15 protein-coding genes, 2 tRNA genes and 1 pseudogene are annotated in these 16,265 nt (G+C 70.0%); 9 read left to right on the top strand and 9 right to left on the bottom strand.

Translation table 11 applies throughout. The features are described from left to right. Positions 1-10 precede the first annotated feature (10 nt). The 7 genes from ACWD1U_RS06890 to ACWD1U_RS06860 all read right to left on the bottom strand — a co-directional run bounded on the left by ACWD1U_RS06890 (position 11) and on the right by ACWD1U_RS06860 (position 4,551). Positions 11-631, bottom strand: coding sequence for a response regulator (locus ACWD1U_RS06890; protein ID WP_451105124.1), 621 nt, complete (start codon positions 629-631; stop codon positions 11-13). Continuing rightward, a complete protein-coding gene (locus ACWD1U_RS06885; RefSeq protein WP_451105122.1) occupies positions 628-1,917 on the bottom strand; it encodes a sensor histidine kinase in 1,290 nt (429 codons plus the stop codon). Before ACWD1U_RS06885 ends, ACWD1U_RS06890 begins: the two co-directional genes overlap by 4 nt. Before the next feature lie 22 nt (positions 1,918-1,939). Beyond that, positions 1,940-2,743: an ABC transporter permease gene (locus tag ACWD1U_RS06880; protein WP_451105120.1), complete on the bottom strand. Its 804-nt coding sequence runs from the start codon at positions 2,741-2,743 to the stop codon at positions 1,940-1,942. Further along, entirely contained in the window at positions 2,740-3,711 is a 972-nt protein-coding gene (locus ACWD1U_RS06875) for an ABC transporter ATP-binding protein (protein ID WP_451105118.1), read from the bottom strand. The genes ACWD1U_RS06880 and ACWD1U_RS06875 overlap by 4 nt, the downstream gene beginning before the upstream one ends. Positions 3,712-3,874: 163 nt before the next feature. After that, positions 3,875-3,947 (bottom strand) — tRNA-Gly (locus ACWD1U_RS06870). An 81-nt stretch (positions 3,948-4,028) separates the two neighbouring features. Continuing rightward, a tRNA-Gly gene (locus ACWD1U_RS06865) sits at positions 4,029-4,100 on the bottom strand. Positions 4,101-4,233: 133 nt separating this feature from the next. Beyond that, the gene (locus tag ACWD1U_RS06860; RefSeq protein ID WP_451105116.1) at positions 4,234-4,551 is read right to left on the bottom strand and encodes a histone-like nucleoid-structuring protein Lsr2; all 318 of its coding nucleotides are present in this window, start codon (positions 4,549-4,551) and stop codon (positions 4,234-4,236) included. A 267-nt stretch (positions 4,552-4,818) separates the two neighbouring features. On the opposite strand from ACWD1U_RS06860, the gene purS reads away from it, so the two are divergent. From purS to purM, 8 genes and pseudogenes are all read left to right on the top strand, one after another. Further along, on the top strand, positions 4,819-5,082 hold the full coding sequence (gene purS / locus ACWD1U_RS06855; protein ID WP_030251612.1) for a phosphoribosylformylglycinamidine synthase subunit PurS: 264 nt from the start codon (positions 4,819-4,821) through the stop codon (positions 5,080-5,082). Further along, complete coding sequence (gene purQ, locus ACWD1U_RS06850) at positions 5,079-5,759, top strand: phosphoribosylformylglycinamidine synthase subunit PurQ (protein ID WP_451105113.1); 681 nt, start codon at positions 5,079-5,081, stop codon at positions 5,757-5,759. The genes purS and purQ overlap by 4 nt, the downstream gene beginning before the upstream one ends. After that, complete coding sequence (purL, locus tag ACWD1U_RS06845; RefSeq protein WP_451105112.1) at positions 5,756-8,032, top strand: phosphoribosylformylglycinamidine synthase subunit PurL; 2,277 nt, start codon at positions 5,756-5,758, stop codon at positions 8,030-8,032. The genes purQ and purL overlap by 4 nt, the downstream gene beginning before the upstream one ends. Before the next feature lie 53 nt (positions 8,033-8,085). Next, positions 8,086-8,357: pseudogene (locus ACWD1U_RS06840) on the top strand (ArsR/SmtB family transcription factor); the annotation flags it as partial. Between the two features lie 153 nt (positions 8,358-8,510). Next, positions 8,511-9,341: a sterol carrier family protein gene (locus ACWD1U_RS06835; RefSeq protein ID WP_451105110.1), complete on the top strand. Its 831-nt coding sequence runs from the start codon at positions 8,511-8,513 to the stop codon at positions 9,339-9,341. 37 nt (positions 9,342-9,378) lie between these two features. Continuing rightward, entirely contained in the window at positions 9,379-10,152 is a 774-nt protein-coding gene (locus ACWD1U_RS06830) for an META domain-containing protein (RefSeq protein WP_451105108.1), read from the top strand. Between the two features lie 63 nt (positions 10,153-10,215). Further along, positions 10,216-11,745 (top strand): amidophosphoribosyltransferase, encoded by a 1,530-nt coding sequence (gene purF / locus ACWD1U_RS06825; RefSeq protein ID WP_451105107.1) that lies wholly within the window; start codon positions 10,216-10,218, stop codon positions 11,743-11,745. Positions 11,746-11,790: 45 nt separating this feature from the next. Beyond that, a complete protein-coding gene (purM, locus tag ACWD1U_RS06820) occupies positions 11,791-12,870 on the top strand; it encodes a phosphoribosylformylglycinamidine cyclo-ligase (protein WP_451105105.1) in 1,080 nt (359 codons plus the stop codon). Positions 12,871-12,953: 83 nt separating this feature from the next. Here purM and ACWD1U_RS06815 read toward each other — a convergent pair whose 3' ends face one another. Next, on the bottom strand, positions 12,954-13,202 hold the full coding sequence (locus ACWD1U_RS06815) for a DUF3073 domain-containing protein (protein ID WP_451105103.1): 249 nt from the start codon (positions 13,200-13,202) through the stop codon (positions 12,954-12,956). A gap of 306 nt (positions 13,203-13,508) precedes the next feature. Continuing rightward, positions 13,509-14,615, bottom strand: coding sequence for a Leu/Phe/Val dehydrogenase (locus tag ACWD1U_RS06810; RefSeq protein ID WP_451105101.1), 1,107 nt, complete (start codon positions 14,613-14,615; stop codon positions 13,509-13,511). A 223-nt stretch (positions 14,616-14,838) separates the two neighbouring features. Between ACWD1U_RS06810 and ACWD1U_RS06805 the strand changes: the two genes are divergently transcribed. Then, complete coding sequence (locus tag ACWD1U_RS06805) at positions 14,839-15,684, top strand: hypothetical protein (protein WP_451105099.1); 846 nt, start codon at positions 14,839-14,841, stop codon at positions 15,682-15,684. Positions 15,685-16,265: the final 581 nt, after the last annotated feature.

Raw genomic sequence — 16,265 nt, 5'->3', positions numbered from 1 at the left:
GCGGAAACCACTATACCCAACCTCGCTCCCGCGCGAGCCGTACCGCCGCATGCCGGTTCTCCGCCCCGAGCTTCGACACGGCCGACGACAGGTAGTTCCGCACGGTCCCCTGCGACAGCGCGGCCCGCTCGGAGATCTCCGCGACAGGCGCCCCGTCGGCGGCGAGTGCCAGCACCTCCGCCTCCCGCGCGGTCAGCGGCGAGTCACCGGCGGCGATCGCGTCGGCGGCCAACTCCGGGTCGACGTAACGGTTCCCGGCGTGCACGGTCCGGATGATCTCGGCGAGCCGCTGCGCGCTCACGGTCTTCGGCACGAACCCCCGCACCCCGGCCGCCAGCGCCCGCTTCAGATGCCCCGGCCGCCCGTGGCTGGTCACGATGAGCACCTTGCAGCCGGGCAGCTCGGCGCGCAGGGATGTGGCGACCCTCACACCGTCGGCGCCGGGCATCTGGAGATCCAGCACGGCGACATCGGGCTCGTGCGCCCGGGCCATGGCCAGCGCCTCCGGCCCGGTGGCCGCCTCGGCGACGACCATGAGGTCGTCCTCCAGCGACAGCAGCGCGGCGAGCGCCCCCCGGATGAGGTGCTCGTCATCGGCGAGCAGCAGCCGCACGGCTTCTCCGGCCGTCATGGCATGACCTCACTCACAGAGCGCGCAGCGGCGGCGGTCGGGACAGGGGCGGAGGGGACGGAGTCCGACGGCAGCGCGATCTCCGCCGTCAGCAGGAACGACCCCTGACCCACGGGCCCGGCCTCCAGCGTCCCGTCGATCTCCGCCAGCCGTTCTCGCAGTCCGGCGAGTCCGGAGCCGGACGAGCCGGATGAACCGGACGTCCCGTCCCTGCCCTCGGCGACCCCGTCGTTCTCCACGGACAACACCATTCGCCCCTCCAGCAACTCCAGCCGCACCGCACACCGCCGCGCGTCCCCGTGCCGCAGGACGTTCGTCGCGGCCTCCCGCACCACCCATCCCAGGGCGGACTGCACCCCGGCCGGCAGCCCCACCGGGACCCGCCCGCTGACCGTGCAGTCGATGCCGGCCGCCGCCAGTACCCCTTGCGCACCGGCGAGTTCCGACCCGAGGTCGGCCTCGCGGTAGCCGCGGACGACCTCGCGTACCTCCCGCTGCGACTCCTGGGCGAGCCGCTGCACCTCGACCATCTGCGCCACGGCCTCCGGCCGGCCCCGCTGGGCCAGCTGCACGGCCAGCTCGCTCTTGAGCGCGATCACGGCCAGGTTCCGCCCCATGACGTCGTGCAGATCCCGCCCGAACCTCAGCCGCTCCTCGGCTACGGCGAGCCGGGCCCGGGTCTCGCGGGCTTCGTCGAGTTCGTACACGGCGTTGAGCAGCCACACGGAGAAGACGGCCGTGAAGGCCATGAACGTGCCGCCGAGCAGCACGAGCAACGCGGTGAAGAGCGCCGTGAACGCGGAAGCACCGAGCGCGAACGACACACTCCAGGTGCCTGCCGCGAAGCCGCCCGCGATTGCGAACGCGCGCCGCCGGTCACGGACGCCGAGCGCGATGATGCCGGAACCGAAGATCAGGACGACTCCGAAGACTCCACCCGCGGCGGTGTCGACCCCCTCACGGTCGGGTCCGTGCTCGGCCACGGCGATCCCGGCCGCGGCGATCGAGGCGGTGACGGCGGCCAGCGTCCACAGCAGCCCGGTGGGCTGCGGCCTGCGGCCACGCGTCCAGTCCACCGCCCGCGACACGGTCCCGAAGCAGAGGGTGGCGTGCACGGCCACCACCAGCATGGCGGCACCGCCCAGCCGGGGCCCCAGCGGGGCCACGGACGTGAGCCCGACGGAGAAGAACTCCATCACGGCGAAGAAATACAACGACCACCGTGTGTACGTCTCGACCTTCTCCGGCGTGGTCTTCCGCCGCCACCACCTGCCCGGCACGCGCATCAGCCCGTCCCTCCCCTTTCGGTCAGCGCCGCGGTTCCCAGCGGAACCACCGCCGTACAGCAAACACGGCGATGAGGGTCCAGGCCACCGCCGTCGCGAGGGCGCCCAGCGCCTCGTACGCCGACAGGTCGCCGGTCCAGCCGCCGCGCACCAGGGTCACGACGGGCGTCAGGGGCAGCAGTTCGCAGACGGAGGCAAGCCGGTCTGGCAGCAGCTCCAGCGGGACGAACATGCCGGAGCCCGTCATCGAGACGAGCAGCAGCGGCATGGGCGTGACCTGGGCGCTCTCGCCGGTCCGGGTGAAGCTCGCGGTGGCGGCGGCCAGCGCGGCGCACATCACGAGCCCCGACAGCAGGCCGGCGACGGCCAGATGGGGCGCGGGCGGCGCGGACAGATCCAGCAGGACCGAGCAGCCCGCCGCCAGCAGCAGGCACTGCACGAGCCCGGTGAGAACGGCCGGCAGCGCGGAACCGGCCAGGATCTCGACGTCCCGCGGCTCACCGGTGCGCAGCCGCTTGAGGACGAGTTCCTCACGCCGGACCACGAAGACACCGACGAGCACCGAGTACACGGCGAACAGCAGGGAGAAGCCGACCGCGGCGGGCAGGACCAGCGTGCCGGTGTCCAGACCGACTTCGGCGAGGTCCATCTCCTTGGCCGACTGGGACGTGCTGACCGGCAGCACGAGCGGGGCGAACAGCGCGGCGACGAGCGCGCCCTTGGTGCGCCCGAGCAGGGTCATCTCTGCACGGGCGAGCGCCGTCATCCGGCTCAGTGGAGTGGTCGCCGTCGGCGCCGGGCGGGTCGTCGTGTGCGTGGCGCTCATGCCGCGTACTCCTTCCTCGCCATTGCCCTGGCCCGTTCCGCGGAGGTGTTCTCGGAGATGCCGAGGAACGCCTCCTCCAGGGAGGCCGACCGCACGTCCAGGCGGCGCAGTTCCACCCGGGCCTGTGCGGCCCACGTCAGCAGTGCGGTGGCGGCCCGCTGGAGTTCGTGGGTGCGGAGCCGGACGGTCCGGCCGTCGGCCTCGTGCCCGCTCACGCCCAGCTCGCCGAGCGGCGGGAGATCGCCGACGAAATAGCCCTCGGGCAGCTCGAAGGAGATCCGTGAGGGCTCCGCCGCGGTCACCTCGGCCGGGGTCCCGGTGGCGGCGATACGGCCCTCGTGCATGATCGCCAGCCGGTCGGCGAGGTTCTCGGCCTCCTCCAGATAGTGCGTGGTCAGCAGCACCGTCGTACCGCCGTCGCGCAGCGCGCTCACCAACTCCCAGGTATCGCGGCGGCCTTCGGCGTCCAGACCGGTGGTCGGCTCGTCCAGGAAGAGCACCTCGGGGTCACCGAGCAGCGCGAGTGCCAGATCGAGCCGGCGCCGCTGACCGCCGGACAACTGCTTGACCCGGATGCCGGCCTTCGCCTCCAGCCCGACCAGGGCCAGGACCTCCGCCGGGGGCCGGGCCCCGCTCACGCACCCCGCCCACATCCGCGCGGTCTCCGCGACGGTCAGCTCGGACGGGAAGCCGCCTTCCTGGAGCATCACGCCGGTGCGTGGCCGTACGACGGCCCGGTCGGTGTACGGGTCGTGTCCGAGGACCCGCACCCGGCCGTCCGCCGGTGCCGCGAGTCCCTCCAGCAGCTCGACGGTCGAGGTCTTGCCCGCGCCGTTGGTGCCCAGCAGGGCGAAGATCTCCCCGCACCGTACGGAAAAGCTGATTCCGCGGACCGCCTCGAACCCGCCCCCGTACACGCGCCGCAGGTCAGTGACCTCAATCACGTGTCCGTGTCCGTTGGTTTCCATGCCTTCAGCGTCTCGTCGCTCGGGCTCCGGGAGCAGTGCGCGCTGTCATCACTCGGCATGACAAATGTCAGACGGATCTTCGACGAGCACGGATCTTCGGTGACCGGGACTCTTCGGCAACATGAAAAGACCCCGATCCTGATGGATCGGGGTCTCATTCCCGAGCGGACGACGAGGCTCGAACTCGCGACCTCAACCTTGGCAAGGTTGCGCTCTACCAACTGAGCTACGTCCGCATATGCTCCCGATCGGCTCTCACCGATCGGTGCGGGCACCAGCCTACCTGATCCACAAGAGTGGCCGGTACGGCGATGCAGAGCGGGTGACAGGAATCGCACACTGCGCCTTCCCCCTGGAAGGGGGATGTTCTACTACTGAACTACACCCGCATGTTCCGTGAGCTGGGCCTTTCGGCCTCGCCCCTCGGCGTGCTCCAAACTCTAACTGATCAGCAGGGGTGCTGCGCAAGTCGGTTGCAGTGAGGGGCGGATGAGCGGCCGTCGGCCCGTGCTCGACGGGCCGTCACTGCGCGGCGGCGAACGCCTCGTAGACCTTCTTGGGGATGCGCCCGCGCGCGGGGACATCCATCTTGTTGGCCTGGGCCCAGGCCCGCACGGCCGACGGGTCGGGGGCGACCTCCGTCTGCCGGTACGCCTTGCCCGAGCGGGACCGCTTGCGGCCGGCCTCCACAAAGGGCGCGAGCGCCTTCCGCAGTTCGCCGGCATTGACCTCGCTCAGGTCGATCTCGTACGACTTGCCGTCCAGTCCGAAGGCGATCGTTTCCGCCGCTTCCGAGCCGTCGATGTCGTCAAAGAGAGTGACCACGACCTTCTGAGCCACGAATATCGGTCCCTTCTTGCGGCACTGTGCCAATTCATTTGTACAGTGCCCGGCAATGCATGGTGAAGCCCGACTAAATCCTTCCGCGTGTCTGAACGCAATAGGTTTCGGGTGTCGATCCGGAATCTTTCCCGAAAATTTCGCCCACGTGCCGCTCGATGCCGGATCGTGATGACGGTCACGTAGTTTCCTACAAGTCGACGCGCGTAGAAATTTTGTGCGGGTAGTCTGAAGGGACCTGCTCAGCACCACACACCGGGAGTGCCAGTGGCACGCGTCGTAGTCGACGTCATGCTCAAGCCGGAGATCCTCGACCCCCAGGGCCAGGCGGTGCAGCGCGCACTGCCGCGGCTGGGTTTCGACGGGATCTCGGACGTCCGCCAGGGAAAGCGTTTCGAACTGGAAGTTGACGGGCCGGTCGACGAGGCCGCCCTCGCCCGCATCCACGATCTCGCGGAATCCTTCCTCGCGAACACCGTGATCGAGGACTTCACCGTCCGGGTCGAGGAAGTCGCGGAGGCCGTGAAGTGACCGCTCGTATTGGCGTCGTCACTTTTCCGGGCAGTCTGGACGACCGGGACACCCAGCGCGCGATCCGGGTCGCGGGCGGCGAGCCTGTCGCCCTCTGGCACAAGGACAAGGACCTCAAGCAGGTCGACGCCGTGGTGCTGTGCGGTGGTTTCTCCTACGGCGACTATCTGCGCGCCGGGGCCATCGCCCGTTTCTCGCCGGTCATGGAGCCGCTGATCGAGCAGGCGAAGGCCGGCCTTCCGGTCCTCGGCATCTGCAACGGGTTCCAGATCCTCACCGAGGCCCACCTGCTGCCCGGCACGATGCTGCGCAACAACCACCTGCACTTCGTCTGCCGTGACCAGAAGCTGCGCGTGGAGAACGCCGAGACGGCCTGGACCAGCGACTACACCGCCGGCCAGGAGATCCACATCCCGCTGAAGAACATCGACGGGCAGTACGTCGCCGACCGGCACACGCTGGACGAGCTGGAGTCCGAGGGCCGGGTCGCCTTCCGGTACCTGGACGTCAACCCCAACGGCTCGAACAACGACATCGCCGGTGTCACCAACGAGACCGGCAACGTCGTGGGCCTGATGCCGCACCCGGAGCACGCCGTGGAGCCCCTCGTCGGCACCGGCCGCACCGACGGTCTCCCGTTCTTCACCTCGATCCTCAAGAAGCTGGTCAACGCATGAGCCGGACGCCTCTGGACACGGTCGAGCACGCGGCCGCGACCCCCGACGTCGAGCTGCCCTGGGCCGAACTGGGCCTGAAGAAGGACGAGTACGAGCGCGTGGTCGAGATCCTCGGCCGCCGGCCCACCGGGGCCGAACTCGCCATGTACTCGGTGATGTGGTCGGAGCACTGCTCGTACAAGAGCAGCAAGGTGCACCTGCGCCAGTTCGGCGAGAAGGCACCGCGGAACGACGCCATGCTGGTCGGCATCGGCGAGAACGCCGGTGTGGTGGACGTCGGCCAGGGTTACGCGGTCACCTTCAAGGTCGAGTCGCACAACCACCCGTCGTACGTCGAGCCCTACCAGGGCGCGGCCACCGGTGTCGGCGGCATCGTCCGCGACATCATCGCCATGGGCGCCCGCCCGGTCGCGGTCGTCGACCCGCTGCGCTTCGGCGCCGCCGACCACCCCGACACCAAGCGCGTCCTGCCGGGTGTCGTCGCCGGCATCGGCGGCTACGGCAACTGCCTGGGCCTGCCCAACATCGGCGGCGAGGTCGTCTTCGACTCCTGCTACCAGGGCAACCCGCTGGTCAACGCCGGTGCCATCGGCGTCATGCGGCACGAGGACATCCACCTCGCGAAGGCCTCCGGCGCGGGCAACAAGGTCATCCTCTACGGGGCCCGGACCGGCGGCGACGGCATCGGCGGCGCCTCGATCCTGGCCTCCGAGACCTTCGACGACGCCAAGCCCTCGAAGCGTCCCGCGGTGCAGGTCGGCGACCCCTTCCAGGAGAAGCTCCTCATCGAGTGCACCCTGGAGGCCTTCAAGGAGAAGCTGGTCGTCGGCATCCAGGACCTCGGCGCGGCCGGCCTGTCCTGCGCCACCTCCGAGCTCGCCTCGAACGGCTCCGGCGGCATGCGCGTCACCCTGGACGACGTCCCGCTGCGCGACTCCACGCTCTCGCCCGAGGAGATCCTCATGAGCGAGTCGCAGGAGCGCATGTGCGCGGTCGTCGAGCCGGAGAAGGTCGACCGCTTCCTGGAGATCTGCGAGAAGTGGGACGTCATCGCCACCGTCATCGGTGAGGTGACCGACGGCGACCGCCTGGAGATCTTCTGGCACGGCGAGAAGATCGTCGACGTCAACCCGCGCACGGTCGCCCACGAGGGCCCGGTCTACGAGCGCCCGTACGCCCGCCCGTCCTGGCAGGACGCCCTGCAGGCGGACGACGCGAACAAGCTGCCGCGCCCGGGGACCTCCGAGGAGCTGAAGGACCAGGTCCTGAAGCTGGTGGCCTCCCCGAACCAGGCCTCCAAGTCCTGGATCACCTCGCAGTACGACCGTTTCGTGCAGGGCAACACCGTCCTCGCCCAGCCCGAGGACTCGGGCATGATCCGGATCGACGAGGAGACCGGCCTCGGCGTGGCCCTCGCCACGGACGGCAACGGCCGGTACGCCAAGCTCGACCCGTACGCGGGCGCGCAGCTGGCCCTGGCGGAGGCGTACCGCAACGTCGCCACCACCGGTGCCAAGCCGCTCGCCGTCTCCGACTGCCTGAACTTCGGTTCGCCCGAGGACCCGGCGGTGATGTGGCAGTTCGCGGAGGCCGTACGCGGTCTGGCGGACGCCTGCCAGCAGCTCGGCACGCCGGTGACCGGCGGCAACGTCTCGCTCTACAACCAGACGGGCGAGGCGGCCATCCACCCGACCCCGGTCGTCGCGGTCCTGGGCGTCATCGACGACGTCGCCCGCCGCACCCCGGTCGCCTTCCAGGAGGAGGGCCAGCTGCTCTACCTCCTCGGCGACACCCGCGAGGAGTTCGGCGGCTCGGCCTGGTCCCAGGTCGTGCACGACCACCTCGGCGGTCTGCCGCCCAAGGTCGATCTGGAGCGCGAGCGGCTGCTCGCCGAGATCCTGATCTCGGCCTCCCGCGACGGCATGATCGACTCGGCGCACGACCTGTCCGACGGCGGTCTGATCCAGGCCGTGGTCGAGTCGGCGCTGCTCGGCGGCAAGGGCGCGCGGCTGATCGTCCCGGACGGGCTCGACGCGTTCACCTTCCTGTTCTCCGAGTCGGCGGGCCGCGCGCTCGTGGCCGTACCGCGCTCGGAGGAGGTCCGCTTCCACGACATGTGCGGTGCGCGGGGCCTGCCGGCCACCCGTATCGGTGTCGTCGACGGTGCCGAGTCCGATGGAAACGCGGTGGTGGACGTCCAGGGCGAGTTCGCGCTCACCCTGTCCGAGCTGCGCGAGGCGCACGAGGGGACGATCCCGGCGCTGCTGGCGTGAGCAAGCGTTCCGAAGCCCCCGTCCGGGCGGGGGCTTCGCCGTGTCCGGCGGACCTGCTGGAGGGCGACTGGACGGCGTCGGCCGAGTCGTTCACGGCGCTCGGCCACCCGGTGCGGCTCCGGCTGCTCGGCGAGATCCTCGGCGGCCGGCGCACCGCCGCTGAACTCACCGAGCTGGACGAGCTCGGCACGACCGGCCAGATCTACCACCACCTGCGTCAGCTCACCGGCACGGGCCGGCTGCACACGACCGGCCGGGGCCGCCACGAGGTGCCGCCGGGCGGATCGTCCCGCTGCTCGTGGCGCCGGCGACGTCACGTCCGTAGAAGCGACTCAGCCGGGGGACAGGATGTCCGCACGCAAGCTCGAGACGGCGGCCTTCCGGGGACTGCAGCCGGTCTTCATCGGCCTGGTGGTCGCCCACCTCTGATCTTCGAGGCACCCCCCCGCCGCCGTCCGCCAGGCCTAGGCTGACCCCCATGCCCCCGGCCAGGAAGCGCACACGCAGCTACGACCCCGTCAAGATCCGCGCGGCCGTACTCGCCCAGTTCGGGAACGTACGGCAGGCCGTCCACACCCTCACTCCCGAGCAGCTGGCGCTGCCGACCCGGCTCGGCGACTGGACGGTCCGGGAGCTGGCGGCCCACGTGGCCATGGCGGTGGAGACCGTCAGCCGCAACCTCGACCGCGAGGAGCCGGTGAAGCCGGAGCTCACCCTCAGCGACTGGTTCTTCGCCACCGCCGCACGCGCCGCCGACGTCGACGACGGCACCCGGGAGCTCGTCGAGGCCGACCCCGACCTCGGCACCCTGTACGCCAGGACCGAGGAGCGACTCGCCGGGAAGCTCGCGGACGTCCCCGGCACCCGCCTCCTCGCCGCGCCGACGGGCGCCATGACCCTCGCCGACCACCTGGTCACCCGCACCGTCGAACTCGCCGTCCACACCGACGACCTGAACGCCGCCGTTCCCGGCCTGGACATCCCCCACGACCGTCGGGCCCTGGCCGCCTGCACCCGGCTGCTGGCCGACGGCCTCGCCGCGAAGGCGCCGGGCGGTTCGACGGAGGTACGGGTGCCGCCGTACGCGGTGGTGCAGTGCGTGGAGGGGCCGAGGCACACCCGGGGCACCCCGCCCAACGTCGTCGAGACGGACCCGCTGACCTGGATCCGGCTGGCGACCGGGCGGCTGGACTGGACGCAGGCGCTCCAGGACGCCAAGGTCAGCGCCAGCGGGGAGCGGGCGGACCTGTCGGCCTACCTGCCACTCCTGGTCCAGTCACCGCCCCGGAAGAAGAAACGATCGCCATAAGGGGAACCGATCCCCCCGGGTCCTCCGTCGAAGTGGCATGGACAGGCAGAAGCAGCGCATGACCCTGACGGCCGCAGCCGTGCTCGTCCCGCTCATGGCGGCCTGTGGCAGTGAGAAGGCGGACAGCGGCAGCGGCTCGGTCGGTGCCGAGAGGCCGGTCACCGGTGTGCGGTGGAGCGTGGACAGCGTCACCGCCGGCGGCAAGACCCACAAGGCCCCCACCGGCGCCCATGTGACCATCGACAGCGGCCGGGCCGAGGGCAGCTTCGGCTGCAACAACTTCAGCGCCGAGGCCACCGTCGACGGCGACCGCGTCCGGCTCGGCAAGACCATGGCCACCGAGATGGCCTGCGCGAACAAGCCCATGGCCTTCGAGGAGACCCTCGCCCGCGCCCTCTCGGACCAGGAACTCAAGGCGCGGGTGAAGAGCGACCGCCTCACCCTCACCACCGGCAAGGGGGACACCGTCCACCTGAGCAAGGCCGAGGACGCCCCGCTCAGCGGCACCAAGTGGACCGTCACGACCCCGCGGGCCGACGGCCGCGCCCACCTCACCTTCGACGCGAAGAAGGGCACCGTCTCCGGCAGCCTCGGCTGCAACAAGGTCAACGCCAAGGCCACCGTCCGCGACGGCCATATCACCCTCGGCCCCCCGGCCACGACCCGCATGATGTGCGAAGACTCACTCATGGCCGACGAGAAGACCCTGCTGCGACTTTTCGACGGGAAGCTGAAGTACGGAGTCGATCACCAAACTCTTACGCTGACCAGCGAAAACGGCACCCTTGTGCGAGCCGTCGCCGAGCGGTGATCCACCGGAAAGTCCGATATCCCCAATTCGGACCAGTGGACGACCTCGCCTACACTCGGTGGCGTGCCACGTGGTGACGGACGACTCAACCACGACCTGCTCCCCGGCGAGAAGGGCCCCCAGGACGCTTGTGGCGTCTTCGGTGTCTGGGCTCCGGGCGAAGAGGTCGCCAAGCTCACGTACTTCGGGCTCTACGCCCTCCAGCATCGAGGCCAGGAATCCGCGGGAATCGCGGTCAGCAACGGCTCGCAGATCCTCGTCTTCAAGGACATGGGCCTGGTCTCCCAGGTCTTCGACGAGACCTCTCTCGGTTCGCTCCAGGGTCACATCGCGGTCGGACACGCCCGCTACTCGACCACCGGCGCCTCCGTCTGGGAGAACGCCCAGCCGACGTTCCGTGCCACCGGGCACGGCTCCATCGCACTCGGCCACAACGGCAACCTCGTCAACACCGCCCAGCTCGCCGAGATGGTCGCCGACCTGCCCAAGCAGGAGGGCGGCCGCACCCCGCGCGTCGCGGCGACCAACGACACCGACCTGCTCACCGCGCTCCTCGCGGCGCAGACGGACGAGGACGGCAAGCCGCTGACCATCGAGAAGGCCGCCCACAGCGTCCTCCCGCAGGTCAAGGGCGCCTTCTCCCTCGTCTTCATGGACGAGAACACCCTCTACGCGGCCCGTGACCCGCAGGGCATCCGCCCGCTGGTCCTCGGCCGGCTGGAGCGCGGCTGGGTCGTCGCCTCCGAGTCCGCCGCCCTCGACATCTGCGGCGCCGCTTACGTCCGCGAGATCGAGCCGGGCGAGTTCGTCGCCATCGACGAGAACGGCCTGCGCACCTCCCGGTTCGCGGAAGCGAAGCCCAAGGGCTGCGTCTTCGAGTACGTGTACCTGGCCCGCCCGGACACCGACATCGCCGGCCGGAACGTGTACCTCTCCCGCGTGGAGATGGGCCGCAAGCTGGCGAAGGAAGCCCCGGTCGAGGCCGACCTGGTGATAGCGACCCCGGAATCCGGCACGCCCGCCGCGATCGGCTACGCGGAGGCCTCCGGCATCCCGTTCGGCGCCGGCCTGGTGAAGAACGCCTACGTCGGCCGTACGTTCATCCAGCCCTCGCAGACCATCCGCCAGCTGGGCATCCGCCTGAAGCTGAACCCGCTGAAGGAAGTCATCAAGGGCAAGCGCCTGGTCGTCGTCGACGACTCGATCGTGCGCGGCAACACCCAGCGGGCCCTGGTCCGCATGCTCCGCGAGGCGGGCGCCGCCGAGGTCCACATCCGGATCTCCTCGCCGCCCGTGAAGTGGCCCTGCTTCTTCGGCATCGACTTCGCCACCCGCGCCGAGCTCATCGCCAACGGCATGACGATCGAGGAGATCGGCACCTCGCTGGGCGCCGACTCCCTGGCCTACATCTCCATCGACGGCATGATCGAGGCGACCACCATCGCCAAGCCGAACCTGTGCCGCGCCTGCTTCGACGGCGAGTACCCGATGGAGCTCCCGGACCCCGAGCTGCTCGGCAAGCAGCTGCTGGAGACGGAGCTGGCCGCCGGCCCGGCCGCCACGGCCGCCGCCGACGCGATCCGCCGCCCGTAGACGGCCCGTATCACCCGCCGTACGACACGAAGGTCTTCCTTAGCCATGTCTGAGAAACCCATTGCCGAGGGCGGCGCCAGCTACGCAGCCGCGGGCGTCGACATCGAAGCCGGCGACCGCGCCGTCGAGCTGATGAAGGAGTGGGTGAAGAAGGCCCAGCGCCCCGAGGTCCTCGGCGGCCTCGGCGGCTTCGCCGGCCTCTTCGACGCCTCCGCCCTGAAGAACTACGAGCGCCCCCTGCTCGCCTCCGCCACGGACGGCGTCGGCACCAAGGTCGACATCGCCCGCCGGCTCGGGATCTACGACACGATCGGGCACGACCTCGTCGCCATGGTCATGGACGACATCGTGGTCTGCGGCGCCGAGCCGCTGTTCATGACCGACTACATCTGTGTCGGCAAGGTCCATCCCGAGCGGGTCGCCGCGATCGTCAAGGGCATCGCCGAGGGCTGTGTGCTGGCCGGCTGCGCCCTGGTCGGCGGTGAGACGGCCGAGCACCCGGGCCTGCTGGGCGAGGACGACTTCGATGTCGCCGGAGCCGGTACGGGCGTCGTGGAGGCCGACCGGCTGCTCGGCGCGGATCGTATCCGTACGGGTGACGCGGTGATCGCCATGGCGTCCTCCGGTCTTCACTCCAACGGGTACTCGCTCGTCCGGCACGTCCTGCTCGACCAGGCCGGTCTGGCGCTGGACGCGCACATCGAGGAGCTCGGCCGCACCCTCGGCGAGGAACTGCTGGAGCCGACGAAGATCTACTCGCTGGACTGCCTGGCCCTGATGCGCACCACCGAGGTGCACGCCTTCAGCCATGTCACCGGCGGCGGACTCGCGGCCAACCTCGCCCGGGTCGTTCCCGACGACCTGCACGCGATCGTCGACCGCTCCACCTGGGTCCCGGCCCCGATCTTCGACCTCGTCGGCCGCACGGGCAGTGTCGAGCGCCTGGAGCTGGAGAAGACCCTGAACATGGGCGTGGGCATGATCGCGATCGTGCCTCAGGAGTCCGCGGAGGTGGCCCTGGCGACCCTCGCCGACCGTGGCGTGGACGCCTGGGTGGCAGGCGAGATCACGGACCGGGGCGAGCACACCACCGGTGCCGCCCTGATCGGTGACTACGCGAGCTGAGGCACGGGAGTCGTCACCTTGCGCGCAGCACAGAACCCGGTCGGTGACCGAAGTCACCGACCGGGTGAGTGCTCAGTGCAAGGTCAAGCGCCGCGACGATGCTGCGAGGACTGGTCGTCCTCGTCGTCGTCGTCTCCGTAGAGGTCGGCGTACCGTGCGTACAGGTCCTCGTCCTGATCATCGTCCTCGAACGGCTCGCCGTTAGGCGGCTGCGGATTCGAAGGCGATGCACCCAGCTCCTCGGCCAGGCGTGAGAGGTCAGTCCCACCGCTGTTGTACTTCAGCTGGCGGGCGACCTTCGTCTGCTTGGCCTTGGCCCGGCCGCGCCCCATGGCTCGACCCCCTCAACGACGGGGCTCGACGGCCCCAGAGTCTTGACACGCGTTCATGGTCCGGCACGGTCTCTCCGCGGAGAGACCGGTCCGTAGGGCTCCCACGGTACCTGAGCCCGCGCCCATACGGTACGTCGCCCGCATGACGTGCCCGCGCCCAGGGCCTTCGAGGCGCCCTGTCCTCGCTGGTCAACCGCGATTTTAACCACTTATCGGCGGTCGACCCGCCGGGAGAAGTGAGAGTTCTCTCTAACTGCCGGCCGACGGGTACCGGTCAAACGTACGAGGTCTTGTGATCGGCCCCGTTCAGCCCGCCCGGCGGGCCGCGGCCGCGTCGTGCATCCGGTGCTCGGCGATCCGGTCGGCCGCCGCGGCCGGCGGAATACCGTCCTCCTTCGCACGTGCGAATATGGCCAGCGTGGTGTCGAAGATCTTCGAGGCCTTCGCCTTGCACCGGTCGAAGTCGAAGCCGCGCAGCTCGTCGGCGACCTGGATGACCCCGCCGGCGTTCACCACGTAGTCCGGCGCGTAGAGGATCCCGCGGTCGGCGAGGTCCTTCTCCACGCCCGGGTGGGCGAGCTGGTTGTTGGCGGCGCCGCAGACCACCTTGGCGGTGAGCGCCGGCACCGTGTCGTCGTTCAGGGCCCCGCCGAGCGCGCAAGGGGCGTAGACGTCGAGGCCCTCGACGCGGATCAGGGTGGCGGTGTCGGCCACGGCCGTCACGCCCGTCGGGTGGGCCGCGAGGATCCGCCCCACGGCCTCCTCGCGCACGTCGGTGACGACGACCTCGGCGCCCTCCGCCCGCAGGTGGTCCACCAGGTGGTGGCCGACCTTGCCGACGCCGGCGATGCCGACCCGCTTCCCGCGCAGCGAGGGGTCGCCCCACAGGTGCTGCGCGGAGGCCCGCATTCCCTGGTAGACGCCGTAGGCGGTGAGCACGGAGGAGTCCCCGGCGCCGCCGCTCTCGGGGGAGCGGCCGGTCGTCCAGCGGCACTCGCGGGCCACGACGTCCATGTCGGCGACGTACGTCCCGACGTCGCAGGCGGTGACGTAGCGGCCGCCCAGCGAGGCGACGAAGCGGCCGTAGGCGAGGAGCAGCTCCTCGGTCTTGATCTTCTCCGGGTCGCCGATGATCACGGCCTTGCCGCCGCCGTGGTCGAGACCGGCCATGGCGTTCTTGTACGACATCCCGCGGGCGAGGTTCAGCGCGTCGGCGACGGCCTCGGCCTCGTTCGCGTAGGGGTAGAAGCGCGTACCGCCGAGCGCGGGTCCGAGGGCGGTGGAGTGGATGGCGATGACGGCCTTGAGGCCGCTCGCGCGGTCCTGGCAGAGCACGACTTGCTCATGACCGCCCTGGTCCGAGTGGAACAGGGTGTGCAGTACATCAGCAGGTGCGCCGGTTACGTCGGTCACTGTGGTGACTCCTGAGTAAGTTGCGGCGGGTGGTGACCAGCTCCCCGTGCGGGTGGCGGGGACTGTTGAGCACGAGATTAGAGCCTGGTGGCCCCGTCGGCCGCACAGAGCGCAGGATGACCTCCGACCGGAGTACACCCGTGCGACGATTTGCATAGATTTTCCGCGCGATCGTGAGCGGTTCCGAAGGTTTTCGCGGCGGTGCGCGGGGGAGGGAGCAGGCGTGCCCAAGGTGACCTCGGTGATCGTCCCCTACGCGACCTACTTGCGCGTGTACGAACCGCTGGCCGCCTTCCCCGAGCCGGAGCGCAGCCACTGGGCCCGCTACGCCCGCCGTACGGACCGCCCCTCGTACCAGGACGAACTCCGCCGTGCCCTGGCCGACTTGGCGCCCACCCCGCCCGTCCCGGTGCCGGTGCACGAGAGCGAGGACGCCTTCGTGCTCGATGTCGACGGCGTCGTCTGCGTCTGCCCCTGGCGCACCCGGCTGCGCGGCTGGCAGGCCCTGGACGAGCTCTCGGAGGAGCTTCCGCCGCCCGTCCTGGACGCGGTCCTGCCGCCCTTCCTGCGGGGCCAGGCGGCGCAGGACTACGAGCGCTGGCTGGTGGACAACCCGGACGCCCGGCCGTGGATCCGTACGGCCACCTGGCAGGTGCCGATCAACTGGTTCGTCCTGGTCTCCGACGAGGAGCGCGAGTACGGCAAGGGCACCTCGGCCGACAGCCCGCCCGTGCTGCGCTACCGCACGCCCATGGTCCAGGCCCGCCGGCGCGTGGCCCGGGGCCTGCGGGCCCTGCGGGAGGCCATGGACGAGGGGCCGCTGATCGACGGCCTGGTGGACGTCGGGCGCTGGCTGGAGGAGTTCCACCCGCGTTCGCTCGTGGAACTGGACTACGGAGGCCTGGTGCACGCCCTGCCGACCGGGGCGCTGGAGGACGACCATTCGGCGGCGGACGTGGCCGAGGGCATCGCCGCGCTGCGCCGGGGCGACGGGACAGCCGCGGGGGAGGCGTACGCCCGGCTCGTGGAGCGGTGGCGCTCCGTACGGGATCTGCGGTCGGCGAACTGACCCCTGGCCTTGTCGTCCGTACGGACCGCTCGCGGTCGATCACGAACTGACGTTTGACGAACCGCCCGATTTGGGGTTTCGTCCTCGCACCGAGTCCTGAATCGGGCTGTGCGTTTTCTGAGGGTTCGTCAACGAGGGACGTAGGGCCCGATCCGGGCAGACCACTCAAGTGGGCCAAGCGTGACGGACTGCACGTACGTGGCCCTTGCGCCCCTTGCCCCCCCTCATGCCAAAATAGGACAAGGAGTCCGGGGAGGACTCCTTCCGCCCGTAGTGCTCCAGTGTGGGCGGAATCTCAGCATTGCACGCTTTGGGGGGTCTGCTGACTTCCTGATCATCCTGTGACTGATCGTCACAGCGGTGTGACTGTCCGCTATGGCATGGTCCATCGGCTTCCGTCGCTGATGAACACCTGGAGGGGCAATTCCATCGGTTTGGCCGACGCGGCTGGACAGATGGTGTAGTTGTAGTGCCGAGGACAAGCCGTTCGTCCTATAACCGACTCGACTCGCGTCCGCCATTTCGGGCAACGCGGGTCAAGGTGCAGAATTTAGAGGAAAGAACCGAGAAGGTTCGGTTCT

The organism is Streptomyces sp. NPDC002788 (assembly GCF_053592115.1).
The sequence above is the reverse complement of the archived record's forward strand: the minus strand, read 5'-3'. Positions and strand labels throughout refer to the sequence as shown.